The organism is Sorangium sp. So ce117, assembly GCF_051524395.1.
Classification (GTDB): domain Bacteria; phylum Myxococcota_A; class Polyangia; order Polyangiales; family Polyangiaceae; genus Sorangium; species Sorangium cellulosum_B.
In genome coordinates this window covers 8,072,467-8,087,248 of sequence record NZ_CP150309.1, presented here as the reverse complement: position 1 = coordinate 8,087,248, position 14,782 = coordinate 8,072,467, and the positions used below count along the sequence as shown (strand labels likewise).

At 72.1% G+C, this 14,782-nt stretch carries 12 protein-coding genes; 4 read left to right on the top strand and 8 right to left on the bottom strand.

Features of this window, described 5'->3' with window-relative positions:
- Positions 1–18 precede the first annotated feature (18 nt).
- The 5 genes from urtE to urtA all read right to left on the bottom strand — a co-directional run bounded on the left by urtE (position 19) and on the right by urtA (position 5,047).
- The gene (gene urtE / locus WMF46_RS30005) at positions 19–720 is read right to left on the bottom strand and encodes an urea ABC transporter ATP-binding subunit UrtE (protein ID WP_437542487.1); all 702 of its coding nucleotides are present in this window, start codon (positions 718–720) and stop codon (positions 19–21) included.
- Positions 721–724: 4 nt separating this feature from the next.
- Positions 725–1,552, bottom strand: a complete 828-nt coding sequence (gene urtD / locus WMF46_RS30000) for an urea ABC transporter ATP-binding protein UrtD (protein ID WP_437980353.1) — start codon at positions 1,550–1,552, stop codon at positions 725–727.
- 93 nt (positions 1,553–1,645) lie between these two features.
- Entirely contained in the window at positions 1,646–2,779 is a 1,134-nt protein-coding gene (urtC, locus tag WMF46_RS29995; protein WP_437980352.1) for an urea ABC transporter permease subunit UrtC, read from the bottom strand.
- 14 nt (positions 2,780–2,793) lie between these two features.
- Positions 2,794–3,690, bottom strand: coding sequence for an urea ABC transporter permease subunit UrtB (gene urtB / locus WMF46_RS29990; RefSeq protein WP_437980351.1), 897 nt, complete (start codon positions 3,688–3,690; stop codon positions 2,794–2,796).
- A gap of 127 nt (positions 3,691–3,817) precedes the next feature.
- The gene (gene urtA / locus WMF46_RS29985; protein ID WP_437542482.1) at positions 3,818–5,047 is read right to left on the bottom strand and encodes an urea ABC transporter substrate-binding protein; all 1,230 of its coding nucleotides are present in this window, start codon (positions 5,045–5,047) and stop codon (positions 3,818–3,820) included.
- Positions 5,048–5,837: 790 nt separating this feature from the next.
- Between urtA and WMF46_RS29980 the strand changes: the two genes are divergently transcribed.
- Together WMF46_RS29980 and WMF46_RS29975 are read left to right on the top strand one after the other, a co-directional pair.
- Positions 5,838–6,608 carry a hypothetical protein gene (locus WMF46_RS29980; protein WP_437980350.1) on the top strand — a complete coding sequence of 257 codons (771 nt, stop codon included), beginning with the start codon at positions 5,838–5,840 and terminating at the stop codon, positions 6,606–6,608.
- Between the two features lie 491 nt (positions 6,609–7,099).
- Complete coding sequence (locus WMF46_RS29975) at positions 7,100–7,639, top strand: hypothetical protein (RefSeq protein WP_437980349.1); 540 nt, start codon at positions 7,100–7,102, stop codon at positions 7,637–7,639.
- A gap of 209 nt (positions 7,640–7,848) precedes the next feature.
- Here the strand turns inward: WMF46_RS29975 and WMF46_RS29970 are convergent, their stop codons facing one another.
- Genes WMF46_RS29970 through WMF46_RS29960 form a run of 3 tightly spaced genes read right to left on the bottom strand, consistent with a single transcriptional unit; the run spans position 7,849 to position 12,420 of the window.
- Positions 7,849–9,654, bottom strand: a complete 1,806-nt coding sequence (locus WMF46_RS29970) for a hypothetical protein (RefSeq protein ID WP_437980348.1) — start codon at positions 9,652–9,654, stop codon at positions 7,849–7,851.
- 1 nt (position 9,655) lies between these two features.
- Positions 9,656–10,783, bottom strand: a complete 1,128-nt coding sequence (locus WMF46_RS29965) for a tetratricopeptide repeat protein (protein WP_437980347.1) — start codon at positions 10,781–10,783, stop codon at positions 9,656–9,658.
- A gap of 5 nt (positions 10,784–10,788) precedes the next feature.
- Entirely contained in the window at positions 10,789–12,420 is a 1,632-nt protein-coding gene (locus WMF46_RS29960; protein WP_437980346.1) for a protein kinase domain-containing protein, read from the bottom strand.
- 330 nt (positions 12,421–12,750) lie between these two features.
- On the opposite strand from WMF46_RS29960, the gene WMF46_RS29955 reads away from it, so the two are divergent.
- Together WMF46_RS29955 and WMF46_RS29950 are read left to right on the top strand one after the other, a co-directional pair.
- Entirely contained in the window at positions 12,751–13,686 is a 936-nt protein-coding gene (locus WMF46_RS29955) for an ATP-binding cassette domain-containing protein (RefSeq protein WP_437980345.1), read from the top strand.
- Entirely contained in the window at positions 13,686–14,744 is a 1,059-nt protein-coding gene (locus tag WMF46_RS29950) for an ABC transporter permease (protein ID WP_437980344.1), read from the top strand. The genes WMF46_RS29955 and WMF46_RS29950 overlap by 1 nt, the downstream gene beginning before the upstream one ends.
- Positions 14,745–14,782 lie beyond the last annotated feature (38 nt).

Here is a 14,782-nt window from a genome sequence, read left to right as displayed (position 1 = left end):
GGCCGTTTGGCAATCCCGTCACACCGCCAGGAACTCCCTCGCGATCTCGTCGTCGAACTCCGCCACGCTCCCCCGCCGCACGATCCCCCCGTTATCCATGATGAGGTACTCGCTCGCCGTCGACAGCGCGAAATCCAGGAACTGCTCCACGAGCAAGATCGCCATATCCCCCTTCTGTCCGAGCCCCTTGATCACCTCGCCGATCTCCTGCATGATCGACGGCTGGATCCCCTCCGTCGGCTCGTCGAGCAAGAGCAGCTTCGGCTTCCTCAGCAGCACGCGCGCGAGGGAGAGCTGCTGTTGCTGCCCGCCGCTCAGCGTACCGGCCGCCCGCGCGTGAAACTTCTTGAGGATGGGGAACATCTCCATCATCTCTTCCAGCGCAGCGGGGCTAGGCGTCGAATCGCTCTTCGCCTCGAAGCCCATGAGCAGGTTCTCTCGCACCGTCAGGTAGGGGAAGATCCCTCGCCCCTGCGGCACATAACCTATCCCCGCGCGAGCCCTGTCGCTCGGCGACCTGGCCGTGAGGTCCGCCCCGTCGAGCGTCACCTTGCCGCGCCGCGGCTTCAGCACGCCCATGATCGCCTTGAGCAACGTCGTCTTGCCGACCCCGTTGCGGCCCAGCAGGCACGACACCCGCCCTGGCGCGACGTCCAGGCTGACCTGCGACAGGATGCAGCTCTCCTCGTAATAGACCGCGAGATCCTCGACAACCAGCATGCTGCTACCGCTCCTCCGCCTGAGCCTCGGCCGGCGCTTTGGCCCCGCCCCGCGCGCGCCCTGCGTCGTGCGCCCGCCCGAGGTAGACCTCGATCACCTGCGCGTTGCCCTGGACCTCCTCGACCGGCCCCTCGCACAGCCGCCTGCCGGCGTGCAGCACCGTCACCGTGCTCGCGTAGCGCCGCACGAACTCCATGTCGTGCTCCACCACCAGCACCGACCGCTGCTTCGCGATCTCCTGGACGAGCTCCCCCGTGCGGTCGCGCTCGCGCCGGGTCATCCCTGCCACCGGCTCGTCGAGCAGCAGCAGCTTCGGCTGCTGCACGAGCAGCATGCCGATCTCCAGCCACTGCCGCTCCCCGTGCGCGAGCACCGCGGCCCGCACGTCCGCGCGCCGCCGGAGCCCGACCCGATCGAGCGTCTCGGCGATCTCCCTCTCTTGCGGCGCCGACAGCCCCCGGAGCAGCCCCGGCGCGCTCTCCCGGAAGCCCAGCGCCGCCTCCAGGTTCTCGAGCACCGTGAGGCTGCCGAACACCGCCGGCGTCTGGAACTTCCGCCCGATCCCGAGCCGCACAAGGGCGTGCTCCGGCAGGCGATTCACCTCCACGGCCTCCTGCCCGGACTCCCCACCTCCGTGGAACACCACACGTCCGCTCGACGGCTTCGTCTTGCCGGTCAGGATGTCCAGCAGCGTCGTTTTTCCGGCGCCGTTCGGCCCGATCAGGAACCGGAGCTCCCCGCGCTGGATGGAAAAATCGAGCTCGTCCAGCACCTTGAAGCCGTCGAAGCTCACCGTCACCCGCTGGACCTCGACGATGTTGCCGCGGCTCATCGCGCTGCTCCTCTCCTCGTCTCCGCGTTCGTTTCCGCGCTCGTTTCCGCGTTCGTTTCCGTGCTCGCTTCCGCTCATCTCCGCGCCTCCCCCTCAGCGACCGGTCGTCGCCGGCGCCTCTGGGCCCGCTGCCGAATCGACCTCATCCCCGCTCGCCGGCCCCGCCGCGCCGCCGGTGTCGCGGCGCGAGAGCTTCGCGGCGTGCCGCTGCAGGAAGCCCGAGACGCCCTTCGGGAGCAGCATGACCGACGCCGCGAAGAGCGCGCCGAAGCCGAGCTGCCACACCTCGGGGTACGACTCGCTCAGCGCGCTCTTGCCCAGGCTGACAAGGATCGCCCCGACGACCGCGCCGATCAGCGTGCCGCGCCCGCCGACAGCCACCCAGGTCACCATCTCGACCGACGGGATCACGCCCATCGAGGAGGGCGAGATGAGGCCGACCTGGCAGACGAACAGCGCGCCCGCGATGCCCGCCATGCCCGCCGACAGCGCGAACACCAGCGTCTTCAGCGTGACCGGGTTGTAGCCGAGGAAGCGCACCCGGTTCTCGTCGTCCCGCATCGCCACGAGCAGGCGCCCGAAGCGCGACTGGGTGAGCTTCCGGCACAGGAGATAGAGCGCCCCGAGGCAGAAGAGCGTCACGAAATAGAGCACCGTCTGCGTCCCGGTCGCCCCCCGCGCGAAGCCGAAGATCGTCTTCAGGTTCGTGATCCCGTTCGTGCCGCCCGTCACCGCCTGCTGGCCGATGAAGAGGATCGACGCGATCAGCGTCAGCCCCTGGGTGATCAGCGAGAAATACACCCCCTGGACGCGGCTCCGGAAGACGAGATAACCCACCGCGGACGCGATCGCCATCGGCAGGAGGACGACGGCGCAGAGGGCCACGACCGGCGAGCGGAACGGCTCCCAGAAGATCGGCAGCGCCTCGAGGCCGCTCCAGCTCATGAAATCGGGCAGGCGCGAGCCGGACGTCTCCAGCTTCAGGTACATCGCCATCGCGTAGCCGCCGAGGCCGAAGAAGAGCCCCTGACCGAGGCTCAGCATCCCGCCGTAGCCCCAGATGAGATCGAGCCCCAGGGCGACGATGGCGTAGGTGAGGAACTTGCCGAGCAGGTTCAGGCGGAAATCGGAGAGCACGAGCGGCGCGACGAGGAGCGGCAGCGCCACGGCGAGCGGCGCTCCCCAGGTCCAGACGAAATTGCGAAGGGCAGAGTCTCGAGGGGCCATGTCCGTGTCCTCTCCTATCGTGTGCGCAGGGCGAGCAGGCCTGTCGGACGCCACTGCAAGAAGGCGATCACCAGCGCGAACACGAGCGCCTTGCCGAGCGACGCCGTCGTCGAGAGCTCGAGCAGCGTGTTCGCGACGCCGATCACGAGCGCGGCCACCACCGTGCCAGGCAGGCGTCCGAGGCCCCCGAGGATGACCACCATGAAGGCGTCGACGATGTAGTTCGTCCCGAGCGACGGCCCGATCGAGCCGAGCTGCGTCAGCGCGCACCCCGCGATCCCGGCGAGCCCGGCGCCGAGCGCGAACGTCGCGGCGTCGACCCGGCGCGCGCGGACGCCGAGGCACGAGGCCATCTCGCGGTTCTGCATGACGGCCCGCAGCCGCCTGCCGCCCGCGGAGCGGTGCAGGTACGTGTAGACCGCGGCGATGCACGCGATCACGAGCGCGATGAGGAAGACCCGCTTGTAAGGCAGCTGCGTCCCGCCCGAGAGCGCAACGCCGCCGCTCAGCCACGAGGGGCTCGAGACCTGCACGTTGGACGCGCCGAACAGGCTCCGCGCGGCCTGCTGCAGCACGAGCCCGACCCCCCACGTGGCGAGCAGCGTGTCGAGCGGCCTGCCGTAGAGGAAGCGAACGATCGTGAGCTCGAGCACGAGCCCGAGCACGCCGGCCACGAGGAACGAGGCCGGCAGCGCGAGAAGGAACCAGAGCCCGGCCTCGGTCCCCCCGACGAGCGGCGCGACGTGGTGCCCGACGACGTACGTCGTGTAGGCCCCCGCCATGATGAACTCGCCGTGGGCCATGTTGATGACGTTCATGAGCCCGAAGGAGAACGCGAGGCCCATCGAGATGAGCAGGAGGATCGAGCCCAGGCTCAGGCCATTGAAGGCGTGGAGGAGAACTTCGTTCATTCTAGAGCACCCAACCGATCGAGACGCCGCGCACAGTGAGGTTCGGGCCGCGGAGGCGCGGAGGGCGTCCTGACGAGCCCCCGCGCGCTCCGTGGCTCCGGGCTTCGGGCTTCGCGCTCGCGCCCCGCTACTTCGCGGCCAGCTCCTTCGCCCAGGGGTACGCGCTCAGGTACGGATCCGGCTGGACCGGCTTGCCCGAGCTCCACACCTCGTCGATGAGGCCGTCCTTCCGGACCGCGCCGATGCGGACCGTCTTCCAGGTGTGCTGGTTCTTCCCGTCGAGCCGGACCAGGCCCTCGGGCGCGTTGTACTCGATGCCTCCGGCCTTCACGGCCTCCTTCACCTTGGCGACCTCGGTCGACTTCGCCTTCTCGACGGCCATCTTCCACAGGTAGACCCCGAAGTAGCCCGCCTCGATGGGGTCGTCCGTGACGCGCGCGGCGCCGTATTTGGCCTTGTACGCGTCGACGAACTTCTTGTTCTCGGGGGTGTCCGTGGTCTGGTAGTAGTTCCACGAGACGAGGTGTCCGGCGATGTTCTCGGCGCCGATGCCGCGCACCTCCTCCTCGGCGACGCTCACCGAGAGGACCGGCAGCTTGTCGGCGGTGTAGCCGGCGTCCTTGAACTGCTTGAAGAACGCCACGTTGCTGTCGCCGTTCAGCGTGTTGAAGATCGCGTCGGGCTTGGCCGCGCTGATCTTGCTGATGATCGTGCTGACCTCGGTCCCGCCGAGGGGCAGGTACTCCTCGCCGGCGAGCTCTCCGCCCTTCGCCGCGAGCTGAGCCTTGATGATCTTGTTGGCCGTGCGCGGAAAGACGTAGTCGGAGCCGAGCAGGTAAATGCGCTTCTTGCCCTTCTCGAGCAGGTAGTCGACCGCGGGGACGATCTGCTGGCTCGGCTCGGCGCCGGTGTAGAAGATGTTGGGCGACTGCTCCAGCCCTTCGTACTGGACCGGGTAGAAGAGCAGGCCGTTCAGCTCCTCGAACGAGGGCAGCATCGCCTTGCGGCTGGCGCTGGTCCAGCCGCCGAACACGACCGCCACGGCGTCCTGCTGCACGAGCTTCCTGGCCTTCTCGTTGAACGTGGGCCAGTCGCTGGCGCCGTCCTCGACCACGGGCACGAGCTGCTTGCCGAGCACGCCGCCCGCCTTGTTGATCTCCTCGATGGCGAGCAGCGTCGCGTCCTTCACGGCCACCTCGCTGATCGACATGGTGCCGCTCAGCGAGTGGAGCACGCCGACCTTGATGGATCCGCTGTCCGAGGCGGGCGCCCCGGGCGCCGCAGCCCCGGGCGCGGGAGCCTCGTCGTTCGCCTTGCCGCAGGCAGAGAGCAGGGCCGCGCCGGCGAGCGCCGCCATCGCGACGCAGAGCGTACGACGCCGAGAGGTGCCCGCCGCCGGCCGATCCTCAACGTCCAACCCAGACGTGTACATATTCAACGCATCCTCCTTGGGTGCCGAGGGCGCGTCCAATGCCCTGCATCGACGCGGCGCGGCGATTCGACTGCACAAGAGCCGTTGGGAGTTCGGGAGCCGGCCAGTGAAGACTCCCGGCTGGACACACCCGATGGCCGCCCTGCACAGCAGAACGCGGTCCCCGGACAAGGGCCAGCCACACGACGTCGTGGTGAAAGGCCTTATGCCGAGTGCCATGTTTCGTCGAGGTTTCGTCGACGTGAAATGTCGCCCGGCCGGCAGGCGCCGTGCATTTTCCGCAGGCCGTTTGGATTTCTGACCACAAAGCGCGTCGAGCGATCCATCGTTGTTCTCGTTCCGCTCGAGTTTTCGCCCCGGTTACGGCTCCGGTGTGATGCACCGCACGCGGGGCGCGGAGCACGGGGCGCGGAGCGCGGGGGGTCGAGCGTGGGGCGCCGTTGGGCGCGCGCGCACGCGCGACCTCGCCCGCGGTCGTCACGCCCGATGTCGCTTGAGCCGATACGGTGTGGGGCGCTCTGGCCGCTGCGCGCACGAGAGCTGCGAGCTCCGGCGCTGTTGCGTGCAGCAGCGAGCAGTAGCGAGCAGTAGCGACTAGGTGCGCTCTCCAGTGCAGTAAAAAACTTGTATCAAGAGCGGTAAATGGCGAGTACACTGATAGATGCTGTCTGCGCCCTGTGCTCGGTCGACACGGAGGGCAGGCGGGGTGGAGCCTATGAGAAGCACGAATCACTTGCCCGGCGAGACGGATGGCCGATCCACGAGCGGCGGAGCGGCGCCGGACGGCGTCGCGGCCGGGCCGCGGGACGAGAACTCGGTGGTGATCTCCCTGAGCGCGCTGCTCGCGGTGGAGAAGGACGCCTCCATCAAGAGCGGCGCGCGGGCCGATCGCGGCGCGAGGAGCTCCGGGATCGAGGATAGCCGCGGGTCCGCCGCAGGCGACGGAGAGCGCAGCAGCTACCTGGAGATCTTTCCGTTCGGCGTGCCTTCCGAGCTGCCGGCGTTCAGGCCGCCCGATCTCACGCCCGTGCCCTCCGAGGTCCCGATCGACCTGCGCCCGCCGCGCGCGCGGCGGGCGGCGAGCGTGCGCTACGGAATCGCGGGCGTCCTCGGGGCGGTGGTCGTCGCCGGAGCGGTGTGGCTCGGCGCCCCGCGCGAGACGCTCCAGGCGGCTGCGCAGCCCGGCGTGCGGCACGCGGCGAGCGCGGCGCTGGCGCAGCTGCCCAAGGTGGAAGCAAAGGCCGCGGCCGCGCCCGTCGAGGCGCCTCCGGCCAAGAAGAAGGGCGACAAGACGCGCGAGCGCGGGGCGAAGGCCCCAGCCGCCGCCCCCGCTGCCGGGGGAAAGGCGCCGGCGAAGCGCGCCGCGGAGAGCAGTGGACCGGCGACCGCCGCGCCGCCGGCGAGCCCGGGCGGCGCGCGTACAGCGGGCGACCCCTGCAAAGGCGACCTCGACTGCGCCATGCGGCGCGCCGCGGGCGGCTCGTAACACCGCCCACGCAAGCAAAAAGGCCGAGAGCTCGCCGCTGATCTATCGAGAGCTCGATCGTTGGGAGCACGACAGGCCACCAGCGAGCTCTGGTGGGCGCCTCCTGTCTCACTTCTGCCGTTGAGGTCGCCCGCGTGCCCAGCGCGTTCCCCTGGAGCAGGTTATCCACGCGGAGCCGCTTGATCTCCCGCACCTGCCCTGTGCTAGGGTCTGCTCCTGTTGCACAAAACTGCTGACAACCGATCTGTCCCGGTGGATTGCACGCACATTGTGCAGAGACATGCGTGCTCCTCGCGCGACCGCTTGGGGCGCAGAGGCGCAGCTGTAGTCACGAAGCAGATACCATCACGTAAAATTCTGGTGTAGGAACAGCGCCCGGCGCCGACGGTGGCGTTGAAGTGCACAGGAAGCGTGGCCCGGCGACGTCGCTCGACGTGTAGTGCCGAGTTACGAGCCGCGCGGCGCGACCCTACTCGTCTGGAGGTGGATTCATGAAAGCTTTTGGTTTCGCAGCGATCCTGATCAGCGTGGGTATGATGACGGCCTGTACGGTCACGAGCGGTAATGGCGACCCGAGCGGCTCGGGCGGCTCGGGCGGCTCGGGCGGCTCGGACTCGACCACCTCCACGTCGTCGGCCACCACGGGCGAGGGCGGATCAGGCGGGACGGGCGAGGGCGGTGCGGGCACGGGCGGGGCCGAGGAGTGCTCCGACGCCGGGACCACGAACGAGTGCTTCACCTGCTGTGATGAGACGTACGAGGACGGGCTGGCGGCCCTCACGATTCACGGGTTCGAGGCGTGCGGTTGCACGGCTGACGCCACGTGCGCCAGCGTGTGCGATACCACCGATGCCACGACCGACGTCTGCAATGATGACGGCAGCATCAACGATACGGCGAACAACGCGGACTGCATCGCGTGCCTGAAAGAGCTCGCCGACGACGATGCCTGCATCGAGGTCGCCGGGGCCGCCTGCGAAGACGATGAGACGTGCCTCCCGTACCTCGAGTGCCTGGACACCTGCCCGTGATGGCTCTCAGGGGAAGGGCCGGCGTCGTGCGCCATCGATCGTGAGGTGATCCGAGCCGGCCGGGCAGGACAGGCGATCTCGTCGAGATCGCCTGTCCTGTTTTGTCGCATACCGTCCTGCCGGCGACCATCGAGGGGCGCGCGTCGAGCAGCCCCCTGCGATGAGCGGTCCTGGCGGATGCGACCCTGCCGCCAGGGACCGCCGGCGCCCTACGGCGAGAGCCGCACCACCAGGATGTCGGACCAGGTCGACTGCGCCGTGGCGCCATCGAGGTCCACGCTGCCCTCCACGGTCCCGGCGAGCAGGACGCGGCCGCGGTCCACGAACGACACGACCCCCGCCGCGGACCGGCGCCCGCCGCTGCTCCCGGCGCCCGGGCCGAGCCGCTTGCTCCAGACGTGGCGCCCCCCGGCGTCGAACCGCGCCACGACGATGTCGCTGCCGCCGCCGTCGAGCGGCCCCCCGCCGAGGTGGGTCGGGCCATCGACGTCGCCCGCCAAGACGAGCCCGCCGTCCGCCTCGAGCGCGAGGCGCGGCGGCCGGTCCGCGGGGTAAGCCAGGCTGAAGCGGTGCTCTCGCGCAGGCCCGAGCTCGGCCACGAACGCCGACATCCCCTCCGAGAACAGCTCGCCGCCGCCCAGATCGAGGATCCCGTCGAAGGTCCCGCTCAGCGCGATCTCGCCGTCCAGCCCGATCTCGATGTCGCCGCCGCGCTGCTGGCGGCCGTCTCCGAAGGCCAGCGACGCGATGTGCTCGCCGCCCTCGTCGAGCTTGGCCAGGAACACGTCGCTCATCCCCCTGGACAGGAGCCGGGGCGCGTTGTCGCCGAGCTGGAGCTCGCCTTCGAAGGTCCCTGTCATGATCACTTCCCCGCGCGGGTCCACCGCCACCCCCGTCGGCTCCTGGTTCCCCGCGCCGCGGAACTCCCGCCTCCAGAGCAGCTCGCCCGACGTGTCGAGCTTGGCCACCGCCACGTCGGTCCCGCCGGGATCCATCAGCGTCGAGACGACCACGAACTCGCCCCGCGCCGAGACCGCGATGTCCTGGGGCCTGCCGAGGAGCACCGCGCTCCACTGTGGCTCGCCCCAGTCGTCCAGCTTGATCACGAACCCCAGCGGCGCGTCGGCCGTGAGCCCCAGGTCGTCCATCTTCCCCACGAGCTCGCCCGTGATCGCGACATTGCCCTCGGTATCCACCGCGAGCGCCTGCAGCGAGCCTCGCCCCTCGGTGACGAGCTGGCGCGCCCACGCCACGGTGCCGTCCGGATCGAGCCACGCGACGAAGACGTCCTGCTCGGCGCTGGTCGAGAACTGCCCCGCGCCGAGATCGAGGGAGCCCGCGAACTCGCCGCCCAGGATCGCGGAGCCCCCGGGGCCCGCCGCGAGCGCGCGCGCCCGCTCCTGGCCCGCGCCGCCAAGGAGGGCCCCGAGCGGTCCGCCGGGGAGCACCGCGCCGCAGTCCCATCCGCCGTTGCAGTCCTCGTCGGCCGGCGTGCTGCAGTCCTCGACCCGCGGCGTGACCTCGCCGGCGCAGGCGCCCCACCGGCTGTCGAGCCCGCACGTCCGCCGTCCGGCGCGGCACGCGCCGACGCCCACGGTGCCCGGCGGTCCTCCGTACGGGCACGTCTCGACGGTCCCGGGGGCGCAGGCGCAGACGGCGCTGCCGTCGTCGGCCGCGGGATCCTCGGGCCGGCCGCCGTCGCCGTCCGCCTCGTCGATCGCGCCGTCGCAGTCGTCGTCGGCCGCGTTGCCGCAGCGCTCCGGCGCAGGCGTCACCTCGCCCTCGCAGGGGCCGTAGCCGTCGCCGGCGGCGTTGCACCGCATGAGGCCGGTCTGGCAGGCGCCGACCCCCTCGGTCGCCGGCGGCCCGCTGTAGCAGGCGATGGTCGAGAGCGGCGGGCAGCCCTCCTTCACGAGGATGCCGTCCTCGAGCCCGAGCAGCGCGTTGCAGCCGGCGCAGCCGAGCGCCACGAGGGTGAACCGCAGGCCGAGCCCGGCCGAGCCGCGCGCGCCCACGTCAGTAACTCCCGCCCACGACGAGGGAGAACCCGCCGGGGCCGGCGGCGGCCGCCGCCGTGGCGCGGCGCGAGGGCGGGCCGGCGGCGCTGGGCGGGGCCGTCCAGAGGAGGAGGCCGGCCGCGAGCAGCGCGGCGGTGCCGGCCGAGAACGCGATCGTCGAGGCGGTGCCGGCCTCCTGCGCGTCCTCGCGCAGCGAGACCCCGACCGCGTCGCAGCGGCTCCGCGCGTCGCAGTGGCCGCGGTTCGAGGCGTCCCTGCGGGCGATCGCCTCGGCGCCGAACACGGCGCCAAGGCCGAGCCCGACGAGGCCGGCGCCGCCGCTCGCGAGCGCGATCACGCGCTGCGCGCGCCCTGCGCCGGCGCCGCCTGCGCGGTCGTCGATCGGCAGGACGGGAGGCGCCTGCGTCCTCTGATCTTTCGGCGCGGCGGCGAGCGCGCGCGGGGGCGGCTCTTGCGCCAGGAGGAGGGGCACGTCGATGACGACGCCCGCGCCGTCGGGCGGGACGACGCGCTCGACCGACCAGCGCTTCCTGCCGGGCGCCTGCGCCTCGATCGTGTGCGTCCCCGGGTCGACCGGGAGCGCCTGTCCCCACTGGGAAGGCAGGAGCAGCACGCCGTTGCGGCGGATCTCGAGCCCCGGCGCAGCGCTCCCGGGGGGCACGGCGATCGCCATCCGCGAGAGCCGCGGCTCGAGCGCCGCCGCGAGCGCGGCCGCGCGCGCGGCGCGGGGGTCTCCCGCGCTCTTCGCGATGGCCGCGGTCTCGCTGAAGACGTTCCAGGCGCCCGCGGTCCTGCCTGTGCGCGCGAGGCACTCGCCGAGCCGCAGGAGGAGGTTGAGGGCGGTCGGATCGAGCGTCCGGCCCTGCTCGAGCATGGCACACGCCTCGGCGACGCGGCCCGCCTCGAGCAGGCGCGTCGCGGCCTGATAGAGCGCGAGCACCTGCTCCTTGGGTCCGCCCGGCGGTCCCGGGTTGGGTCTGGGCTGCTCCAGGGGGGGCTGCGCCGGACCGGGCTCGCCGGCCTGGCCGCTCGCCGGCGCGAGCGACAGCGACAGGGCCGCCAGGGCAGAAGCGAGCCCGCGCGGGCGCGAGCAGCAGCGGATCTTCGGCAGGGCTCCTCGGGGCATGGCGATCACCACGGGCTGTCCGGCGCGCCCGCCGGCGTCGCGGCTTCAGCGCCGCCGCCGGGCGTCGCCACGAGGGACGGCGCGCCTGCCGCCGCGCCCCGGGCGGGCGCCGGCGCATCCGCCGCCGTCCGCACCGCGGCGCCGGCGGCGGGCGCCGCTGAGGACCCGGACGCGTGCACCCCGCGCGCCGGCGCGCGCTGCGGACCCCCCACGCTCGCCCGCGCGGGCGGCGCGGCCCCCGTGGACAGGACGGCGCCGGCTCCGCTGCGCGCGGCCGGGCGCGCGCCTCTGGCGTCGGCCTGGGGCGCGTCGCACGCGCTGGCAGCGCCGTCGCCGTCGTGCAGCGCACCTTCGGCCGCGTCATCGGGCCCCTGGAACGACCTGGCCGCCACCGCGTTCCCCTTCGGCTCCGCGGCGAGCCCCTGCGGCACCCGCGCGAGGTGCTGGGCGCCGGCGCCGTCGGCCCAGGTCAATCCCGCTGCCCGCGGCCATCCGGGCGACACGAGGATCGCGGCCAGCGTGGCGCTCGCGGAGACCGCGCCGGCCGTGGCCGCCAGCCAGGTTCGCCTGGGGCGGCGGCCCTCGCGCCTCGTCTCGGCCGGCCCGGAGGCCGTCGTGGGCGGCCGAACGGAGGCCGCGGCCGGCCGAACGGAGGCCGCGGGCGGCCGAACGGCGGTCGTGGGCGGCCCATCGTCCAGCCACGTGAACGTCGGTTGGCTCCGGTGCACCCCCGTGGGCAGCGTCGCGTCGGGCGCTCCGCGCATCGCGAACGGCGCGAGCGCGGCGGCGAGCTCGCGGGCCGAGGCGGGGCGGCGCGTCCGGTCCTTCTCGAGGCAGCGCATCACGATCTCCTCGAAGCCCTCGGGCAGATCGGCGCACGCGCTCCGGAGCGGCCGGGGCGCCTTCTCCGACACGACCAGCACGAACTGCTCCAGCGTCTCCGCGCCGAACGGCAGCGTGCCGCTCACGAGCTGGTAGAGCACGACCCCGAGCGCCCACAGATCCGCGCGCAGATCGATGTCCTTGGGCGTCAGCATCTGCTCTGGCGCCATGTAGCGGCGGGAGCCCATGACCGACCGCGCCGTCGTCATCTCGAGCCCGTCGTGCTCCGGCTTCGCGCTCATGAACTTCGCGACGCCGAAGTCGAGCACCTTGAGGAGCGGCGTGCCGTCGGTCCGGTACGTCAGGAACAGGTTCGCGGGCTTGAGGTCCCGGTGCACCATCCCGAGCGCGTGCGCCTCCGTCAGGGCAACGCAGGCCTGACGGACGTACTCCGCCGCCTCGTCGACCGGCAGCCGCCCGCGGCGCTCCAGGATCGAGCGGAGATCGTTGCCCGACAGGTGCTCCATCACGATGTACGGCACCGGCAGCGCCATCCCCGGCCTCGGGGCGAGCGCGCCCAGGTCGTAGATCCGCGGCACGTGCTCCGTCTTCATCCGGAACATCCCGCGCGCCTCGCGCTGGAACCGCCTCAGCAGCGCCGCGTTGCCGCAGTGCTCCGGCCGCATGAATTTGACGGCCACCAGCTCGCCAAGCGACAGGTGCCGCGCCGCGACGACCGCCCCCATCCCGCCGATGCCGAGAGGCCGCTCGACCCGGTAGCGGTCTGCGATGACCTCGCCGCAGTGCACGGGCACCACTCCCTCTTCATCGCTCACCACGCGCCCCCCCACTCCGTCGCTCTGAGATTGCAGACCGGCCAGCCACGATCTCGGACCGGATGGTTCCTTGCAGGGCCGCGCTCGACGCGCTCGCCGCAGGTGTCTGGTAGATTCGATTCTCCGGAGAGGCGATACGTCGCGTCGTCTGTCGAATTTTCCGGCGCTCCTGTGGGCGCGTGGAGGTGCGCTTCATCTGCTGAGGGCGATCCGAGGGCGCCTCCGCCCTGCACGCGTGTCGCGCCGAAGGCCGCGCTGGATTGAAGTGTCCCGGTTCCTTTCTGCCGTCCTCTGCGATACAGACGTGCCGTGTCTGCCTCTCCCGCCCTGGTCTGTCGCGGCCTGGTCAAGCGTTATGGGGACGTCGTGGCCGTGAACGGGCTCGACCTCGAGGTGCAGCGCGGCGAGTGTTTCGGCCTGCTCGGCCCGAACGGCGCGGGCAAGACGACCACGGTGGAGATCCTCGAGGGGCTGACCCGCCCCGACGCCGGCGAGGTCGAGGTGCTGGGCGAGCGCTGGGTGGGGGACGGCATCGCGCTGCGCGCCCGGCTCGGCATCCAGCTCCAGGAGACGCGCTTCCCGGACAAGCTCCGGGTCGGCGAGGTGATCGCGCTGTTCCGCAGCTTCTACCCGCGCGGCATCGAGCCGGAGCAGGCGCTGCGCTGCGTGGCCCTGCAGGAAAAGTCGAGCGCGTTCGTGCGCACGCTGTCGGGCGGGCAGAAGCAGCGGCTGTCGCTCGCCTGCGCGCTCGCGGGCGATCCGGAGGTGCTGTTCCTCGACGAGCCGAGCACCGGCCTCGACCCCGCGTCGCGCCGTCAGATATGGGCCATCGTCGAGGATCTGAAGGCCCGCGGCCGCACGATCCTCCTGACCACGCACTACATGGAGGAGGCCGCGCGCCTCTGCGACCGCGTGGGGATCGTCGATCGCGGGAGGCTGCTCGCGCTCGGCACGCCGGCGGCGCTCGTCGCCTCGCTCGGCGCCGAGCACGTCGTGGAGATCGAGGTGGACGCGGAGATCGCCGAGGAGGAGCTCATGGGGCTGCCGGGCGTGGAGGCCGTGCGCTCCGCGCAGGGGGCGCTCCGGCTGACGGTGCGCGACGTCGCGCGCGTGCTCCCGCCGCTGCTCGCGCTCTGCGCGGCGCGCGGGGCCGCGCCGAAGCGGCTCGCGACGCACCACGCGAGCCTGGAGGACGTGTTCATGGCGCTCGCCGGGCGGACGCTCGCGGACGACGAGGCCGCGTGATGGCGCGGCGGCTCCGCTCCCTGCGCGCCTCGTCGCTCGCGCTCCTCATCCGGGCGCGGGTCGCCGAGTTCCTGCGCGAGCCCGAGGCGATCTTCTGGATGTTCGTGTTCCCGATCCTGCTCTCGTCGGCGCTGGCCGTCGCGTTCAGGGACCAGCCCGCGGAGCCGGTGCGGGTGAGCGTCGAGGAGGGCGCCGGGGCCGAGCCGCGGCGCGCGGCGCTCGAGGCGTCGGGGCAGATCGTCCCGCGGGTGGTCCCGCGGGCGCAGGCGCAGCAGGAGCTCCGGACGGGCAAGGTCGCGCTTGTCGTGCTCGCCACCGATCCGCCCACGTACTGGTTCGATCCGGCGCGGCCGGAGAGCCGCCTCGCCCGGCTCGAGGTGGACCAGGCGCTCCAGCGGGCCGCGGGGCGCGCCGACGCCTTCCGCCCGGCTGCGCTCGAGGTGACCGAGGCCGAGAGGGGCTCCCGCTACGTCGATTTCCTGGTGCCCGGGCTGCTCGGCATGAACGTGATGTTGACCGGGATCTGGGGGATCGGCGTCGCGATCGTGCAGCAGCGCATGGGCAAGCTCCTGAAGCTGTTCGTCGCGGCGCCCATGCCGCGGTGGCAGCTCCTCGCGTCGCACCTCGGCGCGCGGCTCGTGTTCCTGGCGCTCGAGGTCGTGGCCCTGCTCCTGTTCGCGGCCCTCGTGCTCGGCGTGCCGATCGCCGGCTCGCTCGCGGCGCTCGCGCTGGTCGCCGTGGTCGGCGCGCTGGCGTTCGCCGGGGTCGGCCTGCTCCTCGCGGCGCGGCCGCGGACCTTCGAGGGCATCTCGGGCCTTGGCAACCTCGTCACGTTCCCGATGTGGATCTGCTCCGGCGTCTTCTTCTCGGCCGATCGCTTCCCCGACGCGATCCAGCCTTTCGTCCAGGCCTTGCCCCTCACCGCGCTGAACGACGCGCTCCGCGGCGTGATGCTCGAGGGGGCGCCGCTCGCCGTGATCGCGCCCGAGCTCGCGCTGCTCGCCGTCTGGGGCGTCGCGACCTTCGCGCTCGCCCTCAAGCTCTTCCGCTGGGAGTAGCGCCGCGGCCAGCGCCAGAGGGCCACGGTGCGTGAGCT

Bases quoted from the DNA above. Each gene is read 5' to 3' on its own strand.
- urtE (WP_437542487.1), bottom strand. From the start codon at position 720: ATGCTGGTTGTCGAGGATCTCGCGGTCTATTACGAGGAGAGCTGCATC.
- urtD (WP_437980353.1), bottom strand. From the start codon at position 1,552: ATGAGCCGCGGCAACATCGTCGAGGTCCAGCGGGTGACGGTGAGCTTC.
- urtC (WP_437980352.1), bottom strand. From the start codon at position 2,779: ATGGCCCCTCGAGACTCTGCCCTTCGCAATTTCGTCTGGACCTGGGGA.
- urtB (WP_437980351.1), bottom strand. From the start codon at position 3,690: ATGAACGAAGTTCTCCTCCACGCCTTCAATGGCCTGAGCCTGGGCTCG.
- urtA (WP_437542482.1), bottom strand. From the start codon at position 5,047: ATGGCGGCGCTCGCCGGCGCGGCCCTGCTCTCTGCCTGCGGCAAGGCG.
- WMF46_RS29980 (WP_437980350.1), top strand. From the start codon at position 5,838: ATGAGAAGCACGAATCACTTGCCCGGCGAGACGGATGGCCGATCCACG.
- WMF46_RS29975 (WP_437980349.1), top strand. From the start codon at position 7,100: ATGAAAGCTTTTGGTTTCGCAGCGATCCTGATCAGCGTGGGTATGATG.
- WMF46_RS29965 (WP_437980347.1), bottom strand. From the start codon at position 10,783: ATGCCCCGAGGAGCCCTGCCGAAGATCCGCTGCTGCTCGCGCCCGCGC.
- WMF46_RS29950 (WP_437980344.1), top strand. From the start codon at position 13,686: ATGGCGCGGCGGCTCCGCTCCCTGCGCGCCTCGTCGCTCGCGCTCCTC.